This window comes from Vibrio sp. 10N.286.51.C3, assembly GCF_003050065.1.
GTDB classification, from domain to species: Bacteria; Pseudomonadota; Gammaproteobacteria; order Enterobacterales; family Vibrionaceae; genus Vibrio; species Vibrio crassostreae.
This window is the reverse complement of the sequence record NZ_PIGC01000008.1, coordinates 178,861-198,648: the sequence shown is the minus strand read 5'-3', so window position 1 is coordinate 198,648 and position 19,788 is coordinate 178,861. Positions and strand designations below refer to the sequence as shown.

At 43.4% G+C, this 19,788-nt stretch carries 14 protein-coding genes and 3 tRNA genes; 9 read left to right on the top strand and 8 right to left on the bottom strand.

The features are described from left to right. Positions 1 to 8 precede the first annotated feature (8 nt). From nspC to CWO27_RS11110, 5 genes are all read right to left on the bottom strand, one after another. Positions 9 to 1,142: a carboxynorspermidine decarboxylase gene (nspC, locus tag CWO27_RS11130; protein ID WP_048664720.1), complete on the bottom strand. Its 1,134-nt coding sequence runs from the start codon at positions 1,140 to 1,142 to the stop codon at positions 9 to 11. 171 nt (positions 1,143 to 1,313) lie between these two features. Further along, on the bottom strand, positions 1,314 to 2,564 hold the full coding sequence (locus CWO27_RS11125; RefSeq protein ID WP_019820628.1) for a carboxynorspermidine synthase: 1,251 nt from the start codon (positions 2,562 to 2,564) through the stop codon (positions 1,314 to 1,316). A gap of 8 nt (positions 2,565 to 2,572) precedes the next feature. Further along, positions 2,573 to 5,512: a pyridoxal phosphate-dependent class III aminotransferase gene (locus tag CWO27_RS11120; protein ID WP_170960827.1), complete on the bottom strand. Its 2,940-nt coding sequence runs from the start codon at positions 5,510 to 5,512 to the stop codon at positions 2,573 to 2,575. Positions 5,513 to 6,388: 876 nt separating this feature from the next. Continuing rightward, positions 6,389 to 6,464 (bottom strand) — tRNA-Gly (locus CWO27_RS11115). 32 nt (positions 6,465 to 6,496) lie between these two features. Next, a tRNA-Leu gene (locus tag CWO27_RS11110) sits at positions 6,497 to 6,583 on the bottom strand. A 348-nt stretch (positions 6,584 to 6,931) separates the two neighbouring features. Here CWO27_RS11110 and CWO27_RS11105 point away from each other — a divergent pair. Further along, positions 6,932 to 7,720 carry a lipase family protein gene (locus CWO27_RS11105; protein ID WP_102433455.1) on the top strand — a complete coding sequence of 263 codons (789 nt, stop codon included), beginning with the start codon at positions 6,932 to 6,934 and terminating at the stop codon, positions 7,718 to 7,720. 75 nt (positions 7,721 to 7,795) lie between these two features. On the opposite strand, the gene CWO27_RS11100 is transcribed toward CWO27_RS11105, so the two are convergent. From CWO27_RS11100 to CWO27_RS11090, 3 genes are all read right to left on the bottom strand, one after another. After that, positions 7,796 to 7,869, bottom strand: a tRNA-Cys gene (locus CWO27_RS11100). Positions 7,870 to 8,067: 198 nt separating this feature from the next. Beyond that, positions 8,068 to 9,513 (bottom strand): ATPase RavA stimulator ViaA, encoded by a 1,446-nt coding sequence (gene viaA / locus CWO27_RS11095; RefSeq protein WP_048668848.1) that lies wholly within the window; start codon positions 9,511 to 9,513, stop codon positions 8,068 to 8,070. A gap of 11 nt (positions 9,514 to 9,524) precedes the next feature. Beyond that, on the bottom strand, positions 9,525 to 11,180 hold the full coding sequence (locus CWO27_RS11090) for an ATPase RavA domain-containing protein (protein ID WP_019822307.1): 1,656 nt from the start codon (positions 11,178 to 11,180) through the stop codon (positions 9,525 to 9,527). A gap of 288 nt (positions 11,181 to 11,468) precedes the next feature. Here CWO27_RS11090 and CWO27_RS11085 point away from each other — a divergent pair, with 288 nt between their 5' ends. From CWO27_RS11085 to CWO27_RS11050, 8 genes are all read left to right on the top strand, one after another. Further along, positions 11,469 to 11,984, top strand: a complete 516-nt coding sequence (locus CWO27_RS11085; protein ID WP_107898962.1) for an NUDIX hydrolase — start codon at positions 11,469 to 11,471, stop codon at positions 11,982 to 11,984. A 17-nt stretch (positions 11,985 to 12,001) separates the two neighbouring features. Then, positions 12,002 to 13,006, top strand: coding sequence for a low-specificity L-threonine aldolase (gene ltaE, locus CWO27_RS11080; RefSeq protein WP_107898961.1), 1,005 nt, complete (start codon positions 12,002 to 12,004; stop codon positions 13,004 to 13,006). A 767-nt stretch (positions 13,007 to 13,773) separates the two neighbouring features. Continuing rightward, the gene (locus CWO27_RS11075) at positions 13,774 to 14,298 is read left to right on the top strand and encodes a hypothetical protein (protein ID WP_230682276.1); all 525 of its coding nucleotides are present in this window, start codon (positions 13,774 to 13,776) and stop codon (positions 14,296 to 14,298) included. A gap of 77 nt (positions 14,299 to 14,375) precedes the next feature. Next, on the top strand, positions 14,376 to 14,873 hold the full coding sequence (locus CWO27_RS11070; RefSeq protein WP_017080976.1) for a hypothetical protein: 498 nt from the start codon (positions 14,376 to 14,378) through the stop codon (positions 14,871 to 14,873). An 89-nt stretch (positions 14,874 to 14,962) separates the two neighbouring features. Then, entirely contained in the window at positions 14,963 to 15,688 is a 726-nt protein-coding gene (locus CWO27_RS11065) for a molecular chaperone (RefSeq protein WP_048668843.1), read from the top strand. 2 nt (positions 15,689 to 15,690) lie between these two features. Then, on the top strand, positions 15,691 to 16,377 hold the full coding sequence (locus CWO27_RS11060) for a fimbria/pilus periplasmic chaperone (RefSeq protein WP_102479224.1): 687 nt from the start codon (positions 15,691 to 15,693) through the stop codon (positions 16,375 to 16,377). After that, positions 16,361 to 18,853, top strand: a complete 2,493-nt coding sequence (locus tag CWO27_RS11055) for a fimbria/pilus outer membrane usher protein (RefSeq protein ID WP_240699534.1) — start codon at positions 16,361 to 16,363, stop codon at positions 18,851 to 18,853. Before CWO27_RS11060 ends, CWO27_RS11055 begins: the two co-directional genes overlap by 17 nt. Continuing rightward, positions 18,843 to 19,724 (top strand): hypothetical protein, encoded by an 882-nt coding sequence (locus CWO27_RS11050; RefSeq protein ID WP_102431745.1) that lies wholly within the window; start codon positions 18,843 to 18,845, stop codon positions 19,722 to 19,724. The genes CWO27_RS11055 and CWO27_RS11050 overlap by 11 nt, the downstream gene beginning before the upstream one ends. Positions 19,725 to 19,788: the final 64 nt, after the last annotated feature.

The window sequence follows — 19,788 nt, the reverse complement described above, 5'->3', positions numbered from 1 at the left end:
ATGTTCAGTTACTTAATCGACCATTGTGATAATGAGCGTTTGAAGTCTTCATAGCCGAATTCATTTAGCTTCTGAACTTCACCACTGCTGCGTTCGCAGTAGATTGATGGCATTTTCAGACCATTGAACCAGTTCAGTTTCACCATGGTGTAACCTGCACTATCCAATAGGTGAAGCTTTTGACCTATTTTCAGCGGCTCGTCAAAGCTTGTTTCACAAAACTGATCGCCCGCCAGACATGAACACGAACCAATCACGTAGTCATGACTTCCGTTTTCAGACGCTTCCAATACCGATGCAGGCTCGTTGTAGATAAGCGTGTCAAGGCGGTGAGCCTCGGTAGCTGAATCCACAATCGCCGTTTTCTTCACGTTCTCAACAATATCAACCACTGTCACAACTAAATCTGTCGTTTTAGTGATGATAGCTTCACCCGGCTCAAGGTACATCTGCACGCCGTGTCTTTCAGAGAAGGCTTTTAGCGCAAGACCAAGTTTCTCGATGTCGTAGCCCGGCCATGTGAAGAACACGCCGCCGCCCATGCTCACCCAATCTAACTTATCTAGGTGATCCCCAAACTGTTCTGAGATTGAATCAAGCAAACCAATAAAGGCATCGACGTCTTTGTTCTCACAGTTCATGTGGAACATCACGCCATTAATCTCATCAAAGATTTCAGGCTTGATATGGTCAGCTTGTACGCCCAAACGCGAGAATTGACGCGCAGGGTTTGCTAAGTCTTGTCCTGCGTAGCTTACGCCCGGATTTAGACGTAAACCCAGCGAGGCTTTACCTTCAACAATATGACGGTAAGCTTCGAATTGGCTTTGCGAGTTGAAGATCATCTTGTCGCAAATATCCGCAACTTCTCTCACGTCATCTTCGCTGTAACCCACACTGTAAGCGTGCGTTTCACCGCCAAAGGTTTCATGACCAAGTTTTACTTCGTACGGGCCAGAGCTTGTCGTGCCATCGAGGTAAGGCTTGATGATGTCAAACACACCCCATGTAGAGAAACACTTCAGTGCCAATACTAGCTTCACACCTGAAATCTCTTTCAGCTGCTTCGCTTTCTCTAGATTCGCAATCAACTTGTCTTCGTTGATCATGAAATAAGGCGTTTTTAGTTCGTTGTTTTGCATGTTAATACCTTGCGGCCCTCGAGTTCACGAAGGCACATGATAATCGAACAAAGCCGACGCTAATGCATCGGCTTGTAGTTATACGTTCTCGTCATTCATATGACTTTGAATTGAATTCGCAGAGCTTTGACCTTGTCGCTAGGGCAACGCAACGAGGGCAAAGAGCCAAAATTACTTCAAAGTATGGATTAGAGGTAGACCTTGCCCAGGTTCTAGCTCTTGAACGTGCCAGTCTAGACCGATTTCAGGCATGGTTGCTAGGAACGGGTCTGGGTTTAGCTGTTCCATGTTGAACACGCCTTTATCAGCCCATTCACCACGGAAGAACTGAAGTGCAGCAGTAATTGCTGGAACACCGGTTGTGTAAGAGATCGCTTGGTGTTCTACGTCTTCGTAAGCCACTTCGTGGTCTGCGTTATTGTAGATGAATACGCTGCGCTCTTTGCCATCTTTCTTACCTTGAACCCAAGTACCGATACACGTTAAACCTGTGTAACCCGGAGCCAAAGACGTTGGGTCTGGCAATAGAGCTTTAAGAACATGTAGAGGTTGAACAACAGTGCCATCGTGCAGTGTTAGCGGATCTGGGCTCAGAAGACCGATATCACGCATGCAGTTGAAGTAGTTCAGGTAAGCATCACCAAAGCCCATCCAGAATTCGATACGCTTAGCTGGGATGAATTCCTTCATTGAACGAACTTCATCGTGCGCCATTGAGTAAACTTTGTGAGAACCACAGTTAGGGAAATCAAACTCAAGCATACGAGAGTGGCAAGGTACTTGTTTCCACTCTTCATTTTCCCAGTAGAAAGAATCACCTTGGATCTCAAGCATGTTCGTTTCTGGGTCAAAGTTTGTCGCAAACTTCTTACCATGATCGCCTGCGTTTACGTCCATTACGTCGATCGTATCGATTTCATCGAACAAGTGCTTAACCGCGTGCGCTGCAAATACTGAAACCACACCTGGATCGAAACCCGCACCAAGAATACCTGTGATGCCTGCTTCAGCAAACTTCTCACGGTAACCCCACTGCCAATCGTAAGCTTGTGGTACTTGTTGGCCTTCAGAACATAGGTCAACCGCTACCGATGTATCTAGGTAAGATACTTTTGCTTGGTAACACGCTTCCATGATCGCCATGTTTACCCAAGGAGGACCAGCGTTGATTACTAGGTCTGGTTTCACTTCGTTAATCAGAGTAACAAGTGCATCAACATCGTCAGCGTTTACTGCGCGAGCTTCTAGTTTTTTAGTTGAATCTTTAAGGTTGTTTTTACCTTTAATCGATTCGATGATTTTTTCACACTTCGCGATTGTGCGAGAAGCGATTGTGATATCACCCAGTACTTCGTTATTTTGTGCTGCTTTGTGTGCAACAACCCAACCAACACCGCCTGCACCAATTTGTAGAATAGCCATAGTATTAATTACCCTTGTTGTTCTGCTAGCTCAGTGGCTAGAGTTTGAATTTTGTTAATTAGAGATTTGAAATCTGATGTCTTTAGGCACGGATTCAAGATAGTGAATTTAAGCGCACTCTTACCATCCACGATCGTTTCACCCAATACTGCAACGCCACGAGTCAGCGCTTCCAGTCTTAGCGTTTGATTCAGTTTGTCTAAATCTAGCTCGCCGTTTGCTGACGGCTTAGATCGGAACAACACTGTTGATAGTGAAGGCTCCGCGAGTAGCTCTAAGTCAGCTTGGTTTTGAATCAGGTCTGCCACTTCTAGCGTTTGCTCAAGAAGATGGTCGTACATATCGCCCAACTGCTTTGGACCAACACTTTGCATAGTCATGAAGACTTTCAATGCATCAAAACGCTTAGTAGTCGCGATAGACTTATCGACTAAGTTCGGCAGCTCATCGTGTTCGCGGTTTAGGTAATCTGCGTGATGCAGAAGGTACTTAAAGTTCGCTTTGTCTTTCAACAACACCGCACCACAGCTGATTGTTTGATAAAAAAGCTTATGGAAATCGACACTTACAGAGTCCGCTTTCTCGATGCCTTGTAAACGAGCTTTATGGCTGCTTAAGATAAGCGCGCCACCGTAAGCACTGTCGACATGGAACCAAAGACCTTGTTGGCTTGCGATGTCTGCAATCGCATCAAGGTCGTCGATAGCACCGTGATCGGTTGTACCTGCTGTACCGACTACAGCAAAAGGAATCAGGCCTTGAGCTTTAAGTGCTTTGATTTCTGCGTCTAATAAATCCGGTTTGATGGTTCCGTTTGCGTATGTTTCAACGCAGCACACCGCGCTCTCGCCTAAACCAAGTAGTGAAGCGGACTTTTGAACCGTGAAGTGAGATTTGTTTGAGCACAAGATACGAAGCTTGCTCGCGTAATCTGGTAAACCCAGCTTTTGGATTGAGTGACCATCGTGTTTATCAGCAATCCAGTCTCTCGCTAGCAATAAGCCCATTAGGTTACTTTGCGTGCCGCCACTAGTGAAAACACCGTCCGCTTGGTCGCCAAGTTGGTACTTGTCACACATCCAATCCACCACTCGCTGCTCAACATAAGTCGCAGCAGACGCTTGGTCCCATGAATCCATTGATTGATTCAACGCCGCGATGATTGATTCCGCCGCTACCGAAGCCATAAGAGGAGGAGTGTGGAGGTGTGCAATACAGTCTGGGTGTTGCACGAAGATGGAGTTTGCAGCGACAAGGTCTGCAGTGCTATCTACAACATCAACCAAAGCGTGTTGATTGTTATCGAGGTCGACAGCTTTGATAGCGGCCTCTAGTACTTTAGGTTCTAGACCTGAGTATGGCGTTTCAACTTGCTCAAAAACCGCTTTCATCGCTTGAGTGGTTTGGTTCATCACGTTAGCGAATTCGTCGCTACCGCCTAAACCTGTCTGGATGAAATGCTTGTTCCATTCTTGGTTTGCTTGTTCGCTTGAAGCTGGGTCTTTTTGTAAACCACCACCTGCTGCGATGATCGCTTCTTCCATGACGCGCAATGCAAAGTCAATCTGCTCAAAAGAGATAATCATCGGTGGTAGGAAGCGAATCACAGAACCATCACGACCGCCCTTCTCGACCATCAAACCACGCTCTAGTGCTGCGCGTTGAATCGCTAGGGTGAGTTCACCGTCTGATTTCGGTTCACCAAATTTGTTAAGTTCGCCGCTTGGTTGCTTGATCTCAGCGCCAAGCATTAGACCTTTACCACGAACTTCAGCAATACAGTTAACGCGAGATTGAATCTTCTCAAGCCCATGACGTAAGTATTGGCCTGCGATGTTCGCGTGCTCAACCAACCCATCACGTTCGATGATTTCCAACGCCTTAGCGCCAGACACCATTGCTAATTGGTTACCACGGAAAGTACCAGTGTGCTCACCCGCTTTCCATGTATCAATGCTCTTATCGAATACAAGCAGCGACATAGGCAGTCCGCCACCAATCGCTTTAGACAAACATAAGATATCAGGGTTAACGCCTGACTCTTCAAACGCGAATCGATGACCTGTTTTGCCGACACCACACTGGATTTCATCAAAAATCAGTAGGATTCCGTGTTCATTACAGATGCGTCGTAAACCTTGTAGCCAAGACGCCGGAGCCGGAATCACACCGCCCTCTCCTTGCACAGGCTCAACGATCATCGCAGCCGGCTTCATGATGCCAGACTCGTCGTCGTTCAACATACGTTCGATATAACGAATGCTCGCGTTAGCCCCCGCTTCACCACCAATGCCAAACGGGCAACGAAGGTTGTATGGGAAAGGCATGAAATGTACGTCAGACATCAAACCGCTACGACGTTCTTTAGTACCTAGGTTACCCATCATACCCATGGTGCCGTTAGTCATGCCATGGTAAGCACCACGGAACGCAAACATGGTGTTACGACCTGTGGTTTGCTTAGCGAGCTTGATCGCCGCTTCCACAGCATCAGCACCAGATGGGCCACAGAATTGAAGAACCGAGTTATCTGAAAAGTCTTGAGGGAGAAAAGCTTTAACTCGCTTGATAAACGTCTCTTTTGCTTGAGTCGTGATATCAAGTGTTTGGTATGGCAAACCAGAATCGAGCTGGTCTTTAAGTGCTTGGTTAATCTCAGGGTGGTTGTAACCCAAAGAAAGTGTACCTGCACCGGCTAAGCAATCGAGAAACAGTTGGCCACGAGTATCTTCAACTAAAGCGCCACATGCTCGTTTAATAGCAATCGGCAGGCGTCTTGGGTAAGAGCGAACATCCGACTCATGCTGTTCTTGCTCTAGCAAAATAGCGTCAGGTGTTAGGTCGTACGTTCCCTCTAAGATAGGAACCATAGTTGAAAATGAATTTGCGATAGTATTGATATCGACTTCAAAGGCGGTAGTCATAAAAGTCCCCTTGAATGTGTTCATACTCACCTCCATCAGACGCAATTACCCACCAACTCTCGTTAAATTTGGAGATAGTTCATAGTGAAGCACGCGTATTGTCTAGAAATGAGATATAGCTGTACGCTCGCATAAGTCAAATGACGAATACGAAATTAAGCCGTCTTAAGACAGCGATAAATTGTTAGCGTGAGCTCAAGGTTCAGTAATGCTACTGTTTTGAAGAATTGGACATTTTTGCAGGATCGGGCAGCTATGAGGAGCTGATCCCTTTGGAAATGCAGAGCTGATTAGCAATGTTGTAATTAGTGTGTTCAATGTTGGGTTTCCCATTAACATGGCGAACTGCGCCATAAGTATCCCGTCTATCAGCTAAAGGACTAGCCAATACCTACCCTACGTAATGTCCCAATCAGCAAGAATGGTCACTACGCGTATCCCCCAGAAGCAATCGTTGCTCTTCTTGAACATTGTTCATTCCGAGATTGCGCAGGAAAGTAACATAAAGTGAAATGAACGATCAATAGTTTTTAATAATAGCCTGATAAATAGCAGTGGTGGCTAAGCAATTGCTGAAAATATCGTCAGCAATATCGCTTAAGAAAGAGATCTCCGGTTCATTCGTTCCTCATGCCTGAGGATGACGACACAGGTATATAGGCGGTGTTAGTGATGGCTTGAGGCTGTGCCGCCTTTACATCATTCCCTGGTACGAGGAACGAGTTCATAGGGGATCTCGCTTTTAAAAACTAACTGTTCTAAACGAACTTAATTGCGAAATTTTGAAATAAAAATAGAAGTGAATTTTGAGTATGGATTCAAACAACAAAAGTACAGATATGGAAACGCTGAACGCCAGAAACCAAAAAGCCCGAACATTTCTGTTCGGGCTTTTTAATTTGGAGCGATACATCGGGTTCGAACCGATGACCTCAACCTTGGCAAGGTTGCGCTCTACCAACTGAGCTAGTATCGCATTTGCTTTATCAAGATAAAGACTTTAATAGATGGTGCCCCGGGCCGGACTTGAACCGGCACAGCGCGAACGCCGAGGGATTTTAAATCCCTTGTGTCTACCAATTCCACCACCAGGGCAACGCAATCTTGCGATGCTGATTACTGAAAAGTAAAACACCATCTCTCAGCGACCTAAGCCGTGAGAACGAGGTGTACTTTAACGGATGGAAAAAATTCGTCAACAATAAATTTTATCTTTTAATTCAAATGATTAATTATCACTCTCCAAAGAATAAATTTAGTGCAGCTTGTACGGTTCTTATACGCTGTTCTCTAATCTAACACTGCAATTTACTATCTAGGGTTAACTTTAGCGACAGCGGCAAATTTTGGTTTTTCTGTAACGAATCAAGTAAATGGTGTTTTCATGTGCTTTTCACATTCAACGACTAGAGTTTTAAGTAACTCTTATTAAGAAGTAAACACGTGAAACCACTAAAACGATATCAATATGAGCGCTATGCCGTTCTTTGTAACCTCGCCTACCCTAGAGTATTTAAGCAAACTCGCTATGGTTTTGACCCAAATGGACAACGCATCATAAAGAACCAGTTTGGCAAGACCATGATTCGAGTGCTGTGGAGCAGCGACAAAGATGAAGTGGTTGTGGTTATCAAAGGATCGCACAGCATCTCAGATTGGTTACTGACCTTTGCTCTATGGACAAGAAGCTGCAAAAGAATTGGGCTCAATTATCGTGTGCATGCTGGCTTCTATCATCTAATGTTTCAGGAAAGCCAGCCAAGTCGTAATGAAGATAAGCTTGGCTTAACCGTTATTGAACGCTTGGAAGCTACGCTCACACCTCTAATAGAGCAAGGCAAGAGAGTGTCTATTACTGGTCACTCTTCCGGTGGCGCTATCGGTTGTGTCTTCGCTGATTACTTTGATCAAAAGTACCCTAGCCGTATTAAGCGAATAGTGACTTTTGGCCAACCCGCCATTGGTGACTGGAGCTTTCGAAAGCACTATCGTTTGGGTAAGAAGACCTACCGAATCTGCTGTGATATCGACATCGTAACCTTCATGCCTCCAGTTCCTTTGCTCTATTGGCATGTAGGCAAAGTGCTTTGGCTCTATAACGGGCGCATCTACGAGAACACACCGACATTAATCCGTCTTGGTCGCTCTATCTTTAGTTGGTTGATTAGGCCTTTCTCTTACCATTTGATGAGTAAGTATATTCGTAACAAAGATTTCTTTGATAAACATTGAAAAGGGGACGTTGGAAGCTTTTAGCGAGGCCAGAAACGAAAAAACCAGTCACTAGGACTGGTTTTTTCTGAATAATGGAGGCGCCTCCCGGAGTCGAACCGAGGTCCACGGATTTGCAATCCGCTGCATAGCCACTCTGCCAAGGCGCCTTTTTAATTCAACACTTTAGGGACTTAGGTAAATCGCACCGCTGTGTTCGGGTGCCTACTTTACGGATTGAGGGGAGATAGTCAAACAAAAAAGTGAATTTAAATTCCGTTTGCTGACATTTAAATCAAATTGCTGCATGTTCGATCTCTTCAATCAAAAAACACACAGCAAAATGGATTAAATTTAGGTGTCGTACGTTACCACTTCTTCATGAAACGACCGACAAGACTTGGGTGATACGCCCAACAATGGTCAAACATGGTCATGAGTTGAGGGTTACCATACTTAGAAAGACTCACCGCATGGAAACGGTTTTTGTGTTCTTTCAACTTTTCAACTTGAGCAATCATTTCGTCAGATTGTTTCGGTGCAATGAAATCCGAAAGTACGATTAAATCGGCATTTTTGTATTTATCACCCGTCATCAAGTCAATCGATTTCATGAGAACAGGTTCTAGATCCGTACCGCCATGGAATGAGTAACTTAAGAAGTCGCTCGCTTCACGAAGGCCATCTTGCCTTGTTAACTCATAGGTAATCTGCTCAGAAGAGAACAGAATCACGTAACAATCTCTCTCTTCCGCAAGAGCAATTTGCATTAAGGCATAAGCCATAGCTTTGGCAGACTGCTCAGGGAATCCACTCATAGAGCCCGAAGCGTCCACACAGACGATAAACGGACCCTTTTCAATATCGATGTTCTTGCTATCTGGCTTTTGCGCTTTCACTTTACGTAACGTGCGTGATTTACCTTGCGAGCGATAGCTCAGTAAACGCTTGTCGGCCAAGTGCTTGTAAAAGATAACCTCAAGTTCAGGGTAAGCTAGAAACATGGTTTCGTTTGGCAGCATCTTGTTGAGGTCATCACTTTCGTGAATCCCAACAATATCATCGACCGCTTCATCGCTTTTCTCTTCAACCATCTGCAATTCTTCTACAGGGGCTTTGTGTAGCGAAGGATCATCTTCCTCGCCAGCCATACGGCCTAGCTTTTCAGCGATCTCTTGCAAGCCCTTGTGTTTATTCAAGAACTCAGCATGACGTTTCATGATGGTAAGGTCTGTTTTGCTTAACTTGGCAGATGCCATGTCCCACAAGCGCCCTACACTGCCTTCATCACCCGACTCCGTCACTTTGTCCATGTTTTTCATGGTTTCCATGCGCTGATAAAGATCGGCTAAGACTTTTTCTTTGCTTGTTTCGAGTTCGGTTACTTGAGCTTGCTTGATCGCATCAGAAAGAGATTGGTACCATTGGTCGCAAAAGTAGTGTGGAAACATCGCGTTATAAACGCCTTTGTTGTTTTCCATCAAGCGTCTTGCTTGTAGATAGAACGCGGAGTGCCACTCCAGTTTTTTGATGACACTATCAATCTCATCAAAGAATTGCGGTTCATCCCAGTGAATCACTTCTTGGTAGAGGGCGATTTCTTCTTGAAATCGGTCGGTTTCGCACACTTTAGTTACGCGCTTTTTGACCTTACCACGCCATTTAACTAAGTGATTTTTGACTGATGTTTTTACGCCTTTATTCTCAGCAGCCATCATGACTTGAGAGCGAGCAATGAGATCGTTCATCGCTGTATCAATGATTCCTGAATCAGCCACCATCAAAGCGAGGTTTAAGCCGTCTGCTCCTAACATATGCTCTCCCCTTACTCGAAGTACTGACTCATAAACTTAATACGCTGAGCAATCTTTGCACTCTTCACTTTCGTGGTTTCAAGATCTTGCGTTACCGCTTGCAAACTTGCTTCCATCGCTTTCGGTAAATCAGGGTCAATATAGTTATGAGGTAACGCATCATGGAATTCAGTACGAACACGTTTTAACTTGAATTCAGCTTCAGTTAACTGCTCTAAGGCTTTCTCAGCACCACTCAACCACTTGTTATACAGTTCTTGATCCAAACCATCTGTGGTAACAACGCTCACCAAGACAGAGCGATTGGCAATGTCTTTAATCACTAATTGGTTCGATGCATCCAAGTCGAGTTTTAAGCGGCATAGGTTTTTATTTTCGTTTACGTAACCGTAAATATCACCGTGACCTTCTTTAAGAACACGATCAAAATCGTCTTTGGCTACGTATACCCAACGACTATCACCTTTCTCAGATTCAGACACCGACATGTTGCTTTGCAGCATAACGAGTTTCACTAGATTGTATGCACTGCCCACGCTGTACATTTTCGCGTTCTTGATATCATTCTGGTAAACGTCTTTACGCAACAAGCCGCTGGTTGATTCCATAGAGAGCGAAACTGATAGCGTCGATTCAACATCGTCTTGAATCTCTTCTAACTCTTCACGAGACATCTCGATTTGAGCTTTCGACTCTTGTTGATCAAACGCTCGGTTCAATGCAAAGTCTTTCACCACGCTACGAACTACATCGCGCGATTCAGGGCTATGCCATAAACAATCCTGCAGAAGCATGATATCTAGCGGGTTCACGCTATCGCGACCACTGAAGAACGCACTCGCTTTCAATAGTTTAACGGCCTTCTTCCAGCGTCTATCTGATACATACAAGTCTGACTCTGATGCTGAGCCTTGCTTCTTAACCGTCTCTTCAAGCATGGTTTTCAGTTCATACAGCTTGTTAAACGAGTTATCGGTCAGCTCTAGCTTGTCGAGCTCTTTCTGCCATTGATGGTACTCAATGTCAGTGATCGCCAAACCTTTTGGAATCACAGCTTCTTGAGAAGTACCCGTTGTCAGCATTGATTTGAAATTTTGTTTGTTTTGAATACGGTTAACAAACACGCGAACCAACATACGGTCATAAAGGGCTTCTAGGCCGCTGTCTTCATCTGGAAGTTCATTAGATGCAGAAACCAACAAGCGCATAGGTACGCGTTCAATGTCACTGCCATTCTTAAATGTTTTTTCGTTCACTACAGTAAGCAGGGTGTTTAGGATTGCAGGGCCGGCTTTCCAGATCTCATCAAGGAATACAACTTGTGCTGTTGGTAGGTAACCTTCGGTCAGTCTTACATAACGACCGTTGTCTTTTAATTCTTGGATACTTAGCGGGCCGAACACTTCCTCTGGCGTAGAGAAACGTGTCATCAAATATTCAAAATAACTACTGTTGTCAAAAGCCTGAATAAGACGTTTTGCGATAAGGCTTTTTGCAATGCCCGGAGGGCCTAATAGAAACACGCTTTCACCAGCCAATGCAGCCAGTAAACATAGCTTAATCGTGTCTTCTCTTTCATAGACTCCATCAGAGAGAGCATGCGCTAATTTATTGATTCTTTCAGAGAGTAGCGCCTTGTCAGCATGTGAAGAAATAGAAGGGTTCATGCGTTACTCCGAAAATCTTTGAACAATTGAGAGTGTAGATATGTTTTTATACATTTGTTAGCACTTTGTTACAAGTGTATTTTATTATTGAGTTGCATTTATATCAGATGGTTACGTCGGTAATTTTGGCGCAATCATAGATTCCAATTATGAGAGTAACATCACGAACGGCGTGAAACTAAATCTATTGTTAACCCTAATTTTTCTTTTATTTTCGACACCATAGACGTTATGGTGGTGCACGTCTTCCGTTATACGAAAAATTGGCAAGGAATGTGGCCAGACTGCATGAGTAAAGTTATCCATAAATGGAAAAGTATTTCTCTCATAGAAGAGAACGTGACGCTCCCTACGAACGTCGTGGTAAAACATACAACAATAAACCACCCTGGCGCGGCAGTTATTCTTCCTATCACTTCGTCTGGAAAAATAATCCTCATTAACCAATTCCGCCCTTCTCTTAAGAAATGGCTTTTTGAACTACCTGCAGGCACGATGGAAATTGATGAGACACCTCTTCAATGTGCCCAGCGTGAATTGGAAGAAGAAACCGGTTACAGCGCAACTTCCTTTCAAAGCTTGGGGCAAGTCACCCCTTTGGCTGGCTTCTGTGATGAAATACAGCATCTGTTTGTCGCAAAAGACTTAAGCCTCACTACCCGCTTTGAATGTGATGAAGATGAAGTCATAGAAGTGATCGAACTGAGCTTAGAAGAACTGCAAGATAAAATACGACACGATCAAATCACCGATACAAAAACTATCGCTTGTTTAAGTAAAGCCCAACTCTGCGGCTACCTATAACACTCTAGGAGAGAAACATGGACTTTCGTTCTGATACCGTAACTAAACCCTCACAAGCTATGCGCGATGTAATGACAAACGCAGAAGTCGGTGATGATGTATATGGTGATGACCCAACAGTAAACGAGCTTGAGCAGTGGGCAGCCAACGAAACGGGCTTTGAAGCCGCTATGTTCACCTCTTCAGGTACGCAAGCCAACCTACTCGGCCTAATGGCGCACTGTGAGCGTGGTGATGAATACCTATGTGGTCAACAGGCGCACAACTACAAATACGAAGCCGGTGGCGCGGCGGTATTGGGCTCGATTCAACCTCAACCAATCGAGAACAACCCAGACGGCACTTTAGATTTTAAAAAGCTTGCTGCTGCGATTAAGCCAGACGACAGTCACTTTGCTCGTACTAAACTTCTTAGTTTAGAAAACACGATCAATGGTAAAGTGCTGCCAATGTCTTACCTAGCGGAAGCTCGTGAGTTCGTAAACCAACATGGTTTACAGATGCACTTAGACGGTGCACGCGTATACAATGCGGCAGTCGCGTTAGACGTTCACATTAAAGAGATCGCACAACACTTCGATTCGATGACGATTTGTTTATCGAAAGGTTTAGGTGCTCCGATTGGCTCTCTACTACTTGGTAGTAAAGAGTACATCGCTAAAGCACGTCGACTACGTAAAATGGTTGGTGGCGGTATGCGTCAAGCAGGCATTCTTGCTGCAGCAGGTAAAATGGCACTGACTGAGAACGTTGCTCAACTTAAAGCTGACCACGAGAACGCGAAAAACCTAGCGGTCGGCCTAAGCAAGTTAGAAGGCATTTCTGTTAACCCTGATTTCATTCAAACTAACATTGTGTTTGCTAAGTTAGATGAGTCCGTTGATATCAACCGAATCGCTCGCGAACTGGGCAAACAAGGCATTACGATGTCTCCAGGTAACCCGGTTCGATTTGTTACTCATAGAGATATCAGCTCTGAAGACATCACTACTTTCCTAACAAAGCTAGAAAATGCACTTTAACTCTTAACGAGAAGAGCCTCTATCGCAATTAACACTAAAGCTTCCTTCGGGAAGCTTTAATTTTTCATCAAATCTGTTAGACAATTCCACAACAAAACCAGCCTTCGACACCTGTAGGTTTTCTAGAAAACACACTAGATTGACTGGAACAGAACGCAATCTCGTTTTGGCCTATAAGGATACCTTCTAAGAATAATCCCTAAATTTAAGCATTCAATTAACCTTTGAGTTTGAATTTCATTAATGACTTAAAGCTTTGTCTGTTCACTAGAGGTAAATAACTTAGTAATAATAATGCCAAGCTTTTAAATACCACGCATACGGTATTTAAAACTAGAGTTAACCTCCCCTAAAAATTCGTTTAAATAACTAATTTCAATAAACAAACAGCAGATACCCCTCTCGGAAATAAAAATTTAAAATCGCTAAAATCAACTTATAAATTAAGTTTTCAAATTAGCCTCCCCGTTAATAACACTGTAACTATTGTGGTGACAACGGCCCATCAAAAAACTCAATACACTCGACGTAGACCATACTTCTATTTTTATCAATTAAATAAAAATCGCTCGTCAACTCAAACATTGGGGAAAACTCCACTATCTAATTGAATATATTATTATTATCCAATTATTTAATCTCTTCGGTTCAGATTAAAATCATACTAAAACTCATACTTCTCTTAAATAATAAACTTTTTTTACTACTTCACCATTTTTTAAAGCACATATAGTTTTCACAGTTAAGCAACAAGTTACATTCAACCGTTGAGAGGTGAGATTATGGTTAAAGCATTTCGAATTCTTCATAACTTAATCGTCTCAGCGTTAATTTTCAGTCTGTCACTTTCATTATATGCCAGTGCTAATAGCTTAACGTTAGGAATTAGCGGTCAGATCAAAGACCGATGCGAAATAAACTTCTTTTCTGGCAACATTATGAATTTTACGGAACACCGTGATGTGCAATCGTTACCTTTTAATATTTATTGTAACCGTCCGTTGGGTATAACGATCAACTCAAAATATGGAGGCTTAAAATATCAACATCAAGGGGTTGATATTATTGAAAGTTACAATTTGTCATTACAAATAGACGAAATTCGTCTTCATGAAAGTAGGCACAGTAGCCAACTTACTTCACCAGTAATGATAGACAGTTCTGGTGTTATTCCGTTCTCTCAACAGGGGAATCTTAGGGTAGCACTCGAAAATAGCTTGCATTACGCAGGTTATTATCAAGACGTTATTGAGATCGAAGTTTACCCTTCGATTCATAGCGTAACAAAGTGAAAACTCTGCAATGTATCTGCAGAACAACATACGCTCAGCAGTATTCGAGCCAATCATTTAAGATAAAGGAATTTCTAATGAAAAAGCTAACACTCTACGCAGCAACAGTCACAGCTATTTTTGGCGCTCAAGTCCAAGCCGCTCCAGGTGATGTACAGTTAGTTGGATTTGTTTCACCTGTATGTGAGGTTACTGGTCTTTCAACGCAACTTATGGACTTTGGTAACGTATCTCAAATTCAAAACCTTTCTGTTAGTGGTCTTAACATGAAGTGTAATGACGTCGATGGTGCAACTGTGACACTGACAAGTGCTGAAGGTGGTCTAGAGTCAGATGATAGCGAAGACTACGCTCTTACATACGATGCAACATTTAATCCTTCAGGCTTAGCTCCGTTCACGCTTAATGCACCAGGGGGCCCAGGTCTAAATGACGTTTCAGTCAGTAATTCTTATGGCGGTTCTGGCGCATTAGCGACAGGTGTTGCCGCATCTATTGATATTGTGACGACAGAAACCTCCCCATGGGCAGGTGGCTACTCAGATACATTAACCGTAAATATCACCTCAAATTAGAGGTTAATAAGTCGGGGGCTATTATTTGGCCTCCGACTTAATCTTAGCCTCAATCTCAACGACGTAAGTTTAATTTGGAGCTTATCGCTATGTATCAATGGATCATACATAAATGGACCGTTCTGTTTTTATTGTCTTTCACTTGTTTGTCCGCTCATGCGTTCAAAGTAGAACCGATGTCTATGGAAATGACGCCGCTTGGCAAAAGAGCTCAAATGACCATGAGGGTTGAGAATTCTTCTCAAGAACCGCTCACGGTTGAGTTGTCTCCGGTATATATGACAATGGACAAATATGGCAAAGAGACCACCACTCCTGCTGATGACGAGCTACTAGTTATTCCAGTGACCGCGATTATTGAACCTGGACGATCACAATCTATTATGGTGCGCTATTTAGGCGATCCTTCCATCACAGAATCTAAAGCGTATCGAATTGCTGTTAAGCAAGTACAAGTTCAAAGAGCAAGCAGCAACCAAGGACAAGTAAGTCTGTTACTGCAATTTAATACGCTTATTAACGTCCGACCTCAGAACACAGCTTCTCAGCTAGAAATTAAAAGTATCGAACAGAATACCAAAAACAACAAATGGGTTCTTGAAGTACTTAACAGTGGTAATAGCTACGGTCGATTAACAAATACAACATGGAAGATATCTGATGGTAAAAATTCGACATATTTAAAAGGCGTAGAAATCGCTAAGCGTATTCCTGGAACTTTAGTCCTTCCCTACTCCACTCGTTTTTTTGAAATGCTGCCTCTTAAAAATTACAACGTGAATAACCTATCGATTGAAATAGAGCAGGATCAATAGCAATGAGACGTGATATTTGGGGGGCGCTAATTTATTGCTTTCTGTGTGCACAAGCGTTTGGCATAACACTGTTTCCAACCGTCATTGAGCTCAACACAGATCACAGAGCAACGTCGCAACTAGTTGTGACTAACAACTCAACACAAGCTCTCCCACTTGAAGCTAACGTTCGTCGATTAAAATTCTTATCTGATGGTACATTCGAGACATCTGATCTAGCGAGTGAAGAGATGTTTGTGTTTCCACCAGCGGCGATGTTGGCCCCCGGAGAACGTCAAGTATTCCGTATACAATGGTTGGGAAATAGAACACTCGAAACCTCTCAAAGTTATTTCATTCGTTTCAGTACCGTGAATATTGGACAGAACAACGCGAGAACAGATAAACCCATCGGTTTAACAACCGGTATCAACTTACAAGTTCACTACAATGCGTTGCTGCACATTCACTCATCGTCGTTAGAGCCTGACGTGAAATTGCGCATAGATGAGCAAGGCAAGCTAACACTCACTAATTCAGGATCGCGATTTACCTACACATCGTTACTTCATTTTGCGGGGCTCGAATCTCAGAGCCAAAAAGTACATGAGGCTTTAGGTGAGCAGTTTATTCCACCACGCTCCATTATTACTTTGCCTTCTTCTTTAAATTACTTACCAGTGGGCACTTATCATGGGCATGAAAACTGAACCCTATCACAAGATGTGGCAAATTTTGTATGTCTTGGGATTAGTACTTTTTTATTGTGCCGCCTTAAGTCCTACTGCTTGGGGCCAAGAAATGGTCTTAAACCCAACAGGACGAGATATTCAACTTACCTCGTTGCTAAGGATAAGTGACACCATACTTGGGGAAGCGGACATTATCATTACCGCAAACAACGAAATTTTGTTACCTAAGGAAAGTACACTCTCCCTCCTTTCGTCCGTCGTAACTCAGGAGGGCATTGGGAAGCTCAATGATACGACTGACGATGAGATGCTGTCACAGAACGACTTCGAGAGCGTAGGACTGGGGCTGAGTTTCGATTTCTCATCATTAGAATGTATCGTGACAGTACCGCCTGAATTTGGCTTAACCCAGCAATTGTCTATGGACGGCGCAGATGATTTTTATAACTATGCTGAACCAAGCCTGTTTAGTGGGTACATTAATTTTGCCCTTTCTGCCAATGAGAGCCAATATGTCGATCAAAACTCATCAAGACAGGATCTTTATCGCAGCCAATTCGATTCAGCACTTAACATTGGTTTTCTAAACTTTGAGTATGAATCCTATCTAGAAAACAGCTCATCACAAGATTCACGATACATAAGAGAAGGATCTCGTCTTAATATTGACTTTGCCGAACAAGGAACACGACTTGTGCTCGGCGATATGTACAACAGTGGTCAATCTTTTCAGGACAGCACAGACATACTTGGTATTGGTTTAACTCGAGATTTTACGCTCATTCCAACCAGAAATGCACGACCACGAGCCAATCAATCATTCACGCTTCAAAGAGCATCAAATGTCGATGTCTATATTGATGGGATCGCAGTCCAAAGATTAACTCTAGGAGCAGGTAGCTATAACCTTAGTGATATCCCCCTTGCACAAGGTAGTAATGATATTGTACTCGTCATCACCGACCGCTCCGGTAATGAAGAACGCATCGAGTTTTCTATTGCGACCGGTAACGACTTGCTCAATAGCGGTGAGTTTGAATATAGCATCATGTATGGAGCGCCTTCTGAATTAAAAAATGGACAACTAGAGTACCTAACCGACGAGCGCATTTTCCATGGTTATATTGATGTGGGTATTAGTCCTTGGTTAACGTTAGGTACGAACTTTCAAACCCGTGAAGATCTTTATCAATATGGTGCCACTGCGTTACTCGCTTCTACATGGGGCGTCACTGAACTCACTGCTTCTCTTAGCGAACACCCTACATTTGGAACTGGCGACGCTTACAAATTTGCGTTCGATGCGGAGTTTTCCAATACGAACACGCTGTCCCCACAACTGAGTTTCAGTTATGAATATCTGGCCAACAATTTTACTGGGGTTTCAGGATTTGATGCTTCCGATATCGATATCAACTTAACCACTCATTATGTCTCTGCATTCAGCTCCATTTATCTTGGCAAGTCCTTACGTGCCGCCATGACGCTCAATTATCGTTCAGGAGTAGACAAAGAGAACGATTATTGGCTGATTAGCCCGAGTTTATCGGACGGACTGTTTGATACACCCGCCACCTGGAGCGCACGCGTTAACTATCGGAACAACGCAACCGAAGACGATGATATCAGCACTACAGTCACCGTTAGCTGGCCTCTTAGTCGACAAACTCGTGTCGTCGGTCGATACACCACAGAACTCAATGAAGCCGCCTTAGATTACAGCTATCAAAATAATATTGGTAACACAGGCGGGATATCAGCGTTTGCGAGTGTCATTAATAACGAAGAAACGGATGCCGATATGGATGCCGGAATTAACTACACGGCAAACCGCTATGAATTAAATGCAACCCACGCTTCGCGGCTTGAAGACATTAGTGGTGAAACACGAAACCACAATACTGACGTGACCATTAGTAGTGCCATTGCTTTTGCGGGCTCATCTGTGACGATCGGCAGACCAGTACGCGAAGCATTTGCTATTGTCAGCAAACATAAGAGCCTTAAAGAGAATGACGTGGCTATCGATCCCACAAAAGAGGGTGAGTACGCACGCGTTTATCTTAAAGGAGATGCAAGTGCCATGGTTCCTGACCTTGTTGCTTATAATGGCCAAGTAGTCAGCTACGAGGTCGATAACTTGCCACCAGGGTATGACTTAGGCGACGGCGCTTTTTGGATTAAGCCGGGTTACAAAAGGGGCTTCCAACTCCAGATTGGATCTGATGCTGTATTAACCGTTATTGGCAAGCTATTCGATCGTCAAAGTAACAACCCTATTTCACTTGTCGCTGGCGTAGCACATTACCTTGGTGAGGCAAAACAGTTGCCAATTGACTTCTTTACAAATCGTAACGGCATATTTGCAATCTCTGGGTTAAAGCCAGGTAAATATCAATTAGTACTAGACACTAAAGAACAAGAGTCAGTCATCATTTCCCTCAGTGAACGCAGTAACAACTTGATAAGACTAGGAGATGTGTATGTCGAATAAACAAGTACTTTGGGGATCCTTGTTCCTCATAGCCATAAACCATGTACCTTCGGCATTGGCATGTGAAGCTAGTGCGTTGACTATTCAATCCGTCTCATCGAAATCACAATATGATGTTTTCAGCGCAGGCACATTCGCAACAATAAACACTTACCGTATAGATGCGAACATAATTGGCGAACCCTGCAACTTAAGCTTAATTTTGCAGCTTAACGATACAAGCCGCTCGTTAAAAGGGTCAAACCAAGACAAACTCAACTTTGAGTGGAGTGGACAGATCGGTATGCCAGTGGCTAATCAATGGCACTTATCATTAACCGACAGCCAACCTTCGGCAACGATACAAATGCGATTTCCGAGCAAACAATGGTTAGCATCAGGAACCTATCGGGGGTTATTGGAAGTCTCGCCGTCTTATACATCAAATAGTCAACAAATAGAAATTAGCCCTAGTTCCATCCCAGTATCGGTTACCGTTCCTCCTGCTGCGAAAATTCATTTTTATGGATTAACCCAACAACATTATGACCTTGATCTAGGAACCTTATACTCAAACAAGGTTATTCGTTCTGCACCTAACCTATGGGTTCAAAGCAATACAGCTTATACCATCGTATTGGAATCATCCCACCAAGGAATGCTGCGTCATGAATCTAATGAGACCAAATGGGACATTCCATATCAATTGTCCCTCGATAGCGACAGAGTAAATCTTGAGCAACTGGATGCAAGGATTCAACGTCTTTCCGCTACGATTGGTCAACCTATTCCTTTGAATTTTGTCATTGGTGAAACAGAGAACAAACCAGGAGGTCAATATGACGATACATTACAAATTTCTATTGAACCCCGACTTTCACAGCAACCGTAATTATGCAATTATGTAAAAATTAAGCCGAAGAGCTCAATTTTATAAAACACAACGTCATAGAATC

Excerpts from the sequence above, each read along its gene's own strand:
- CWO27_RS11120 (WP_170960827.1), bottom strand. The coding sequence starts at position 5,512 with ATGAACACATTCAAGGGGACTTTTATGACTACCGCCTTTGAAGTCGAT.
- nspC (WP_048664720.1), bottom strand. The coding sequence starts at position 1,142 with ATGCAAAACAACGAACTAAAAACGCCTTATTTCATGATCAACGAAGAC.
- CWO27_RS11055 (WP_240699534.1), top strand. The coding sequence starts at position 16,361 with ATGGGCATGAAAACTGAACCCTATCACAAGATGTGGCAAATTTTGTAT.
- CWO27_RS11060 (WP_102479224.1), top strand. The coding sequence starts at position 15,691 with ATGAGACGTGATATTTGGGGGGCGCTAATTTATTGCTTTCTGTGTGCA.
- CWO27_RS11070 (WP_017080976.1), top strand. The coding sequence starts at position 14,376 with ATGAAAAAGCTAACACTCTACGCAGCAACAGTCACAGCTATTTTTGGC.
- CWO27_RS11050 (WP_102431745.1), top strand. The coding sequence starts at position 18,843 with ATGTCGAATAAACAAGTACTTTGGGGATCCTTGTTCCTCATAGCCATA.
- CWO27_RS11125 (WP_019820628.1), bottom strand. The coding sequence starts at position 2,564 with ATGGCTATTCTACAAATTGGTGCAGGCGGTGTTGGTTGGGTTGTTGCA.
- viaA (WP_048668848.1), bottom strand. The coding sequence starts at position 9,513 with ATGTTAGGAGCAGACGGCTTAAACCTCGCTTTGATGGTGGCTGATTCA.
- CWO27_RS11090 (WP_019822307.1), bottom strand. The coding sequence starts at position 11,180 with ATGAACCCTTCTATTTCTTCACATGCTGACAAGGCGCTACTCTCTGAA.
- CWO27_RS11085 (WP_107898962.1), top strand. The coding sequence starts at position 11,469 with ATGAGTAAAGTTATCCATAAATGGAAAAGTATTTCTCTCATAGAAGAG.
- ltaE (WP_107898961.1), top strand. The coding sequence starts at position 12,002 with ATGGACTTTCGTTCTGATACCGTAACTAAACCCTCACAAGCTATGCGC.
- CWO27_RS11065 (WP_048668843.1), top strand. The coding sequence starts at position 14,963 with ATGTATCAATGGATCATACATAAATGGACCGTTCTGTTTTTATTGTCT.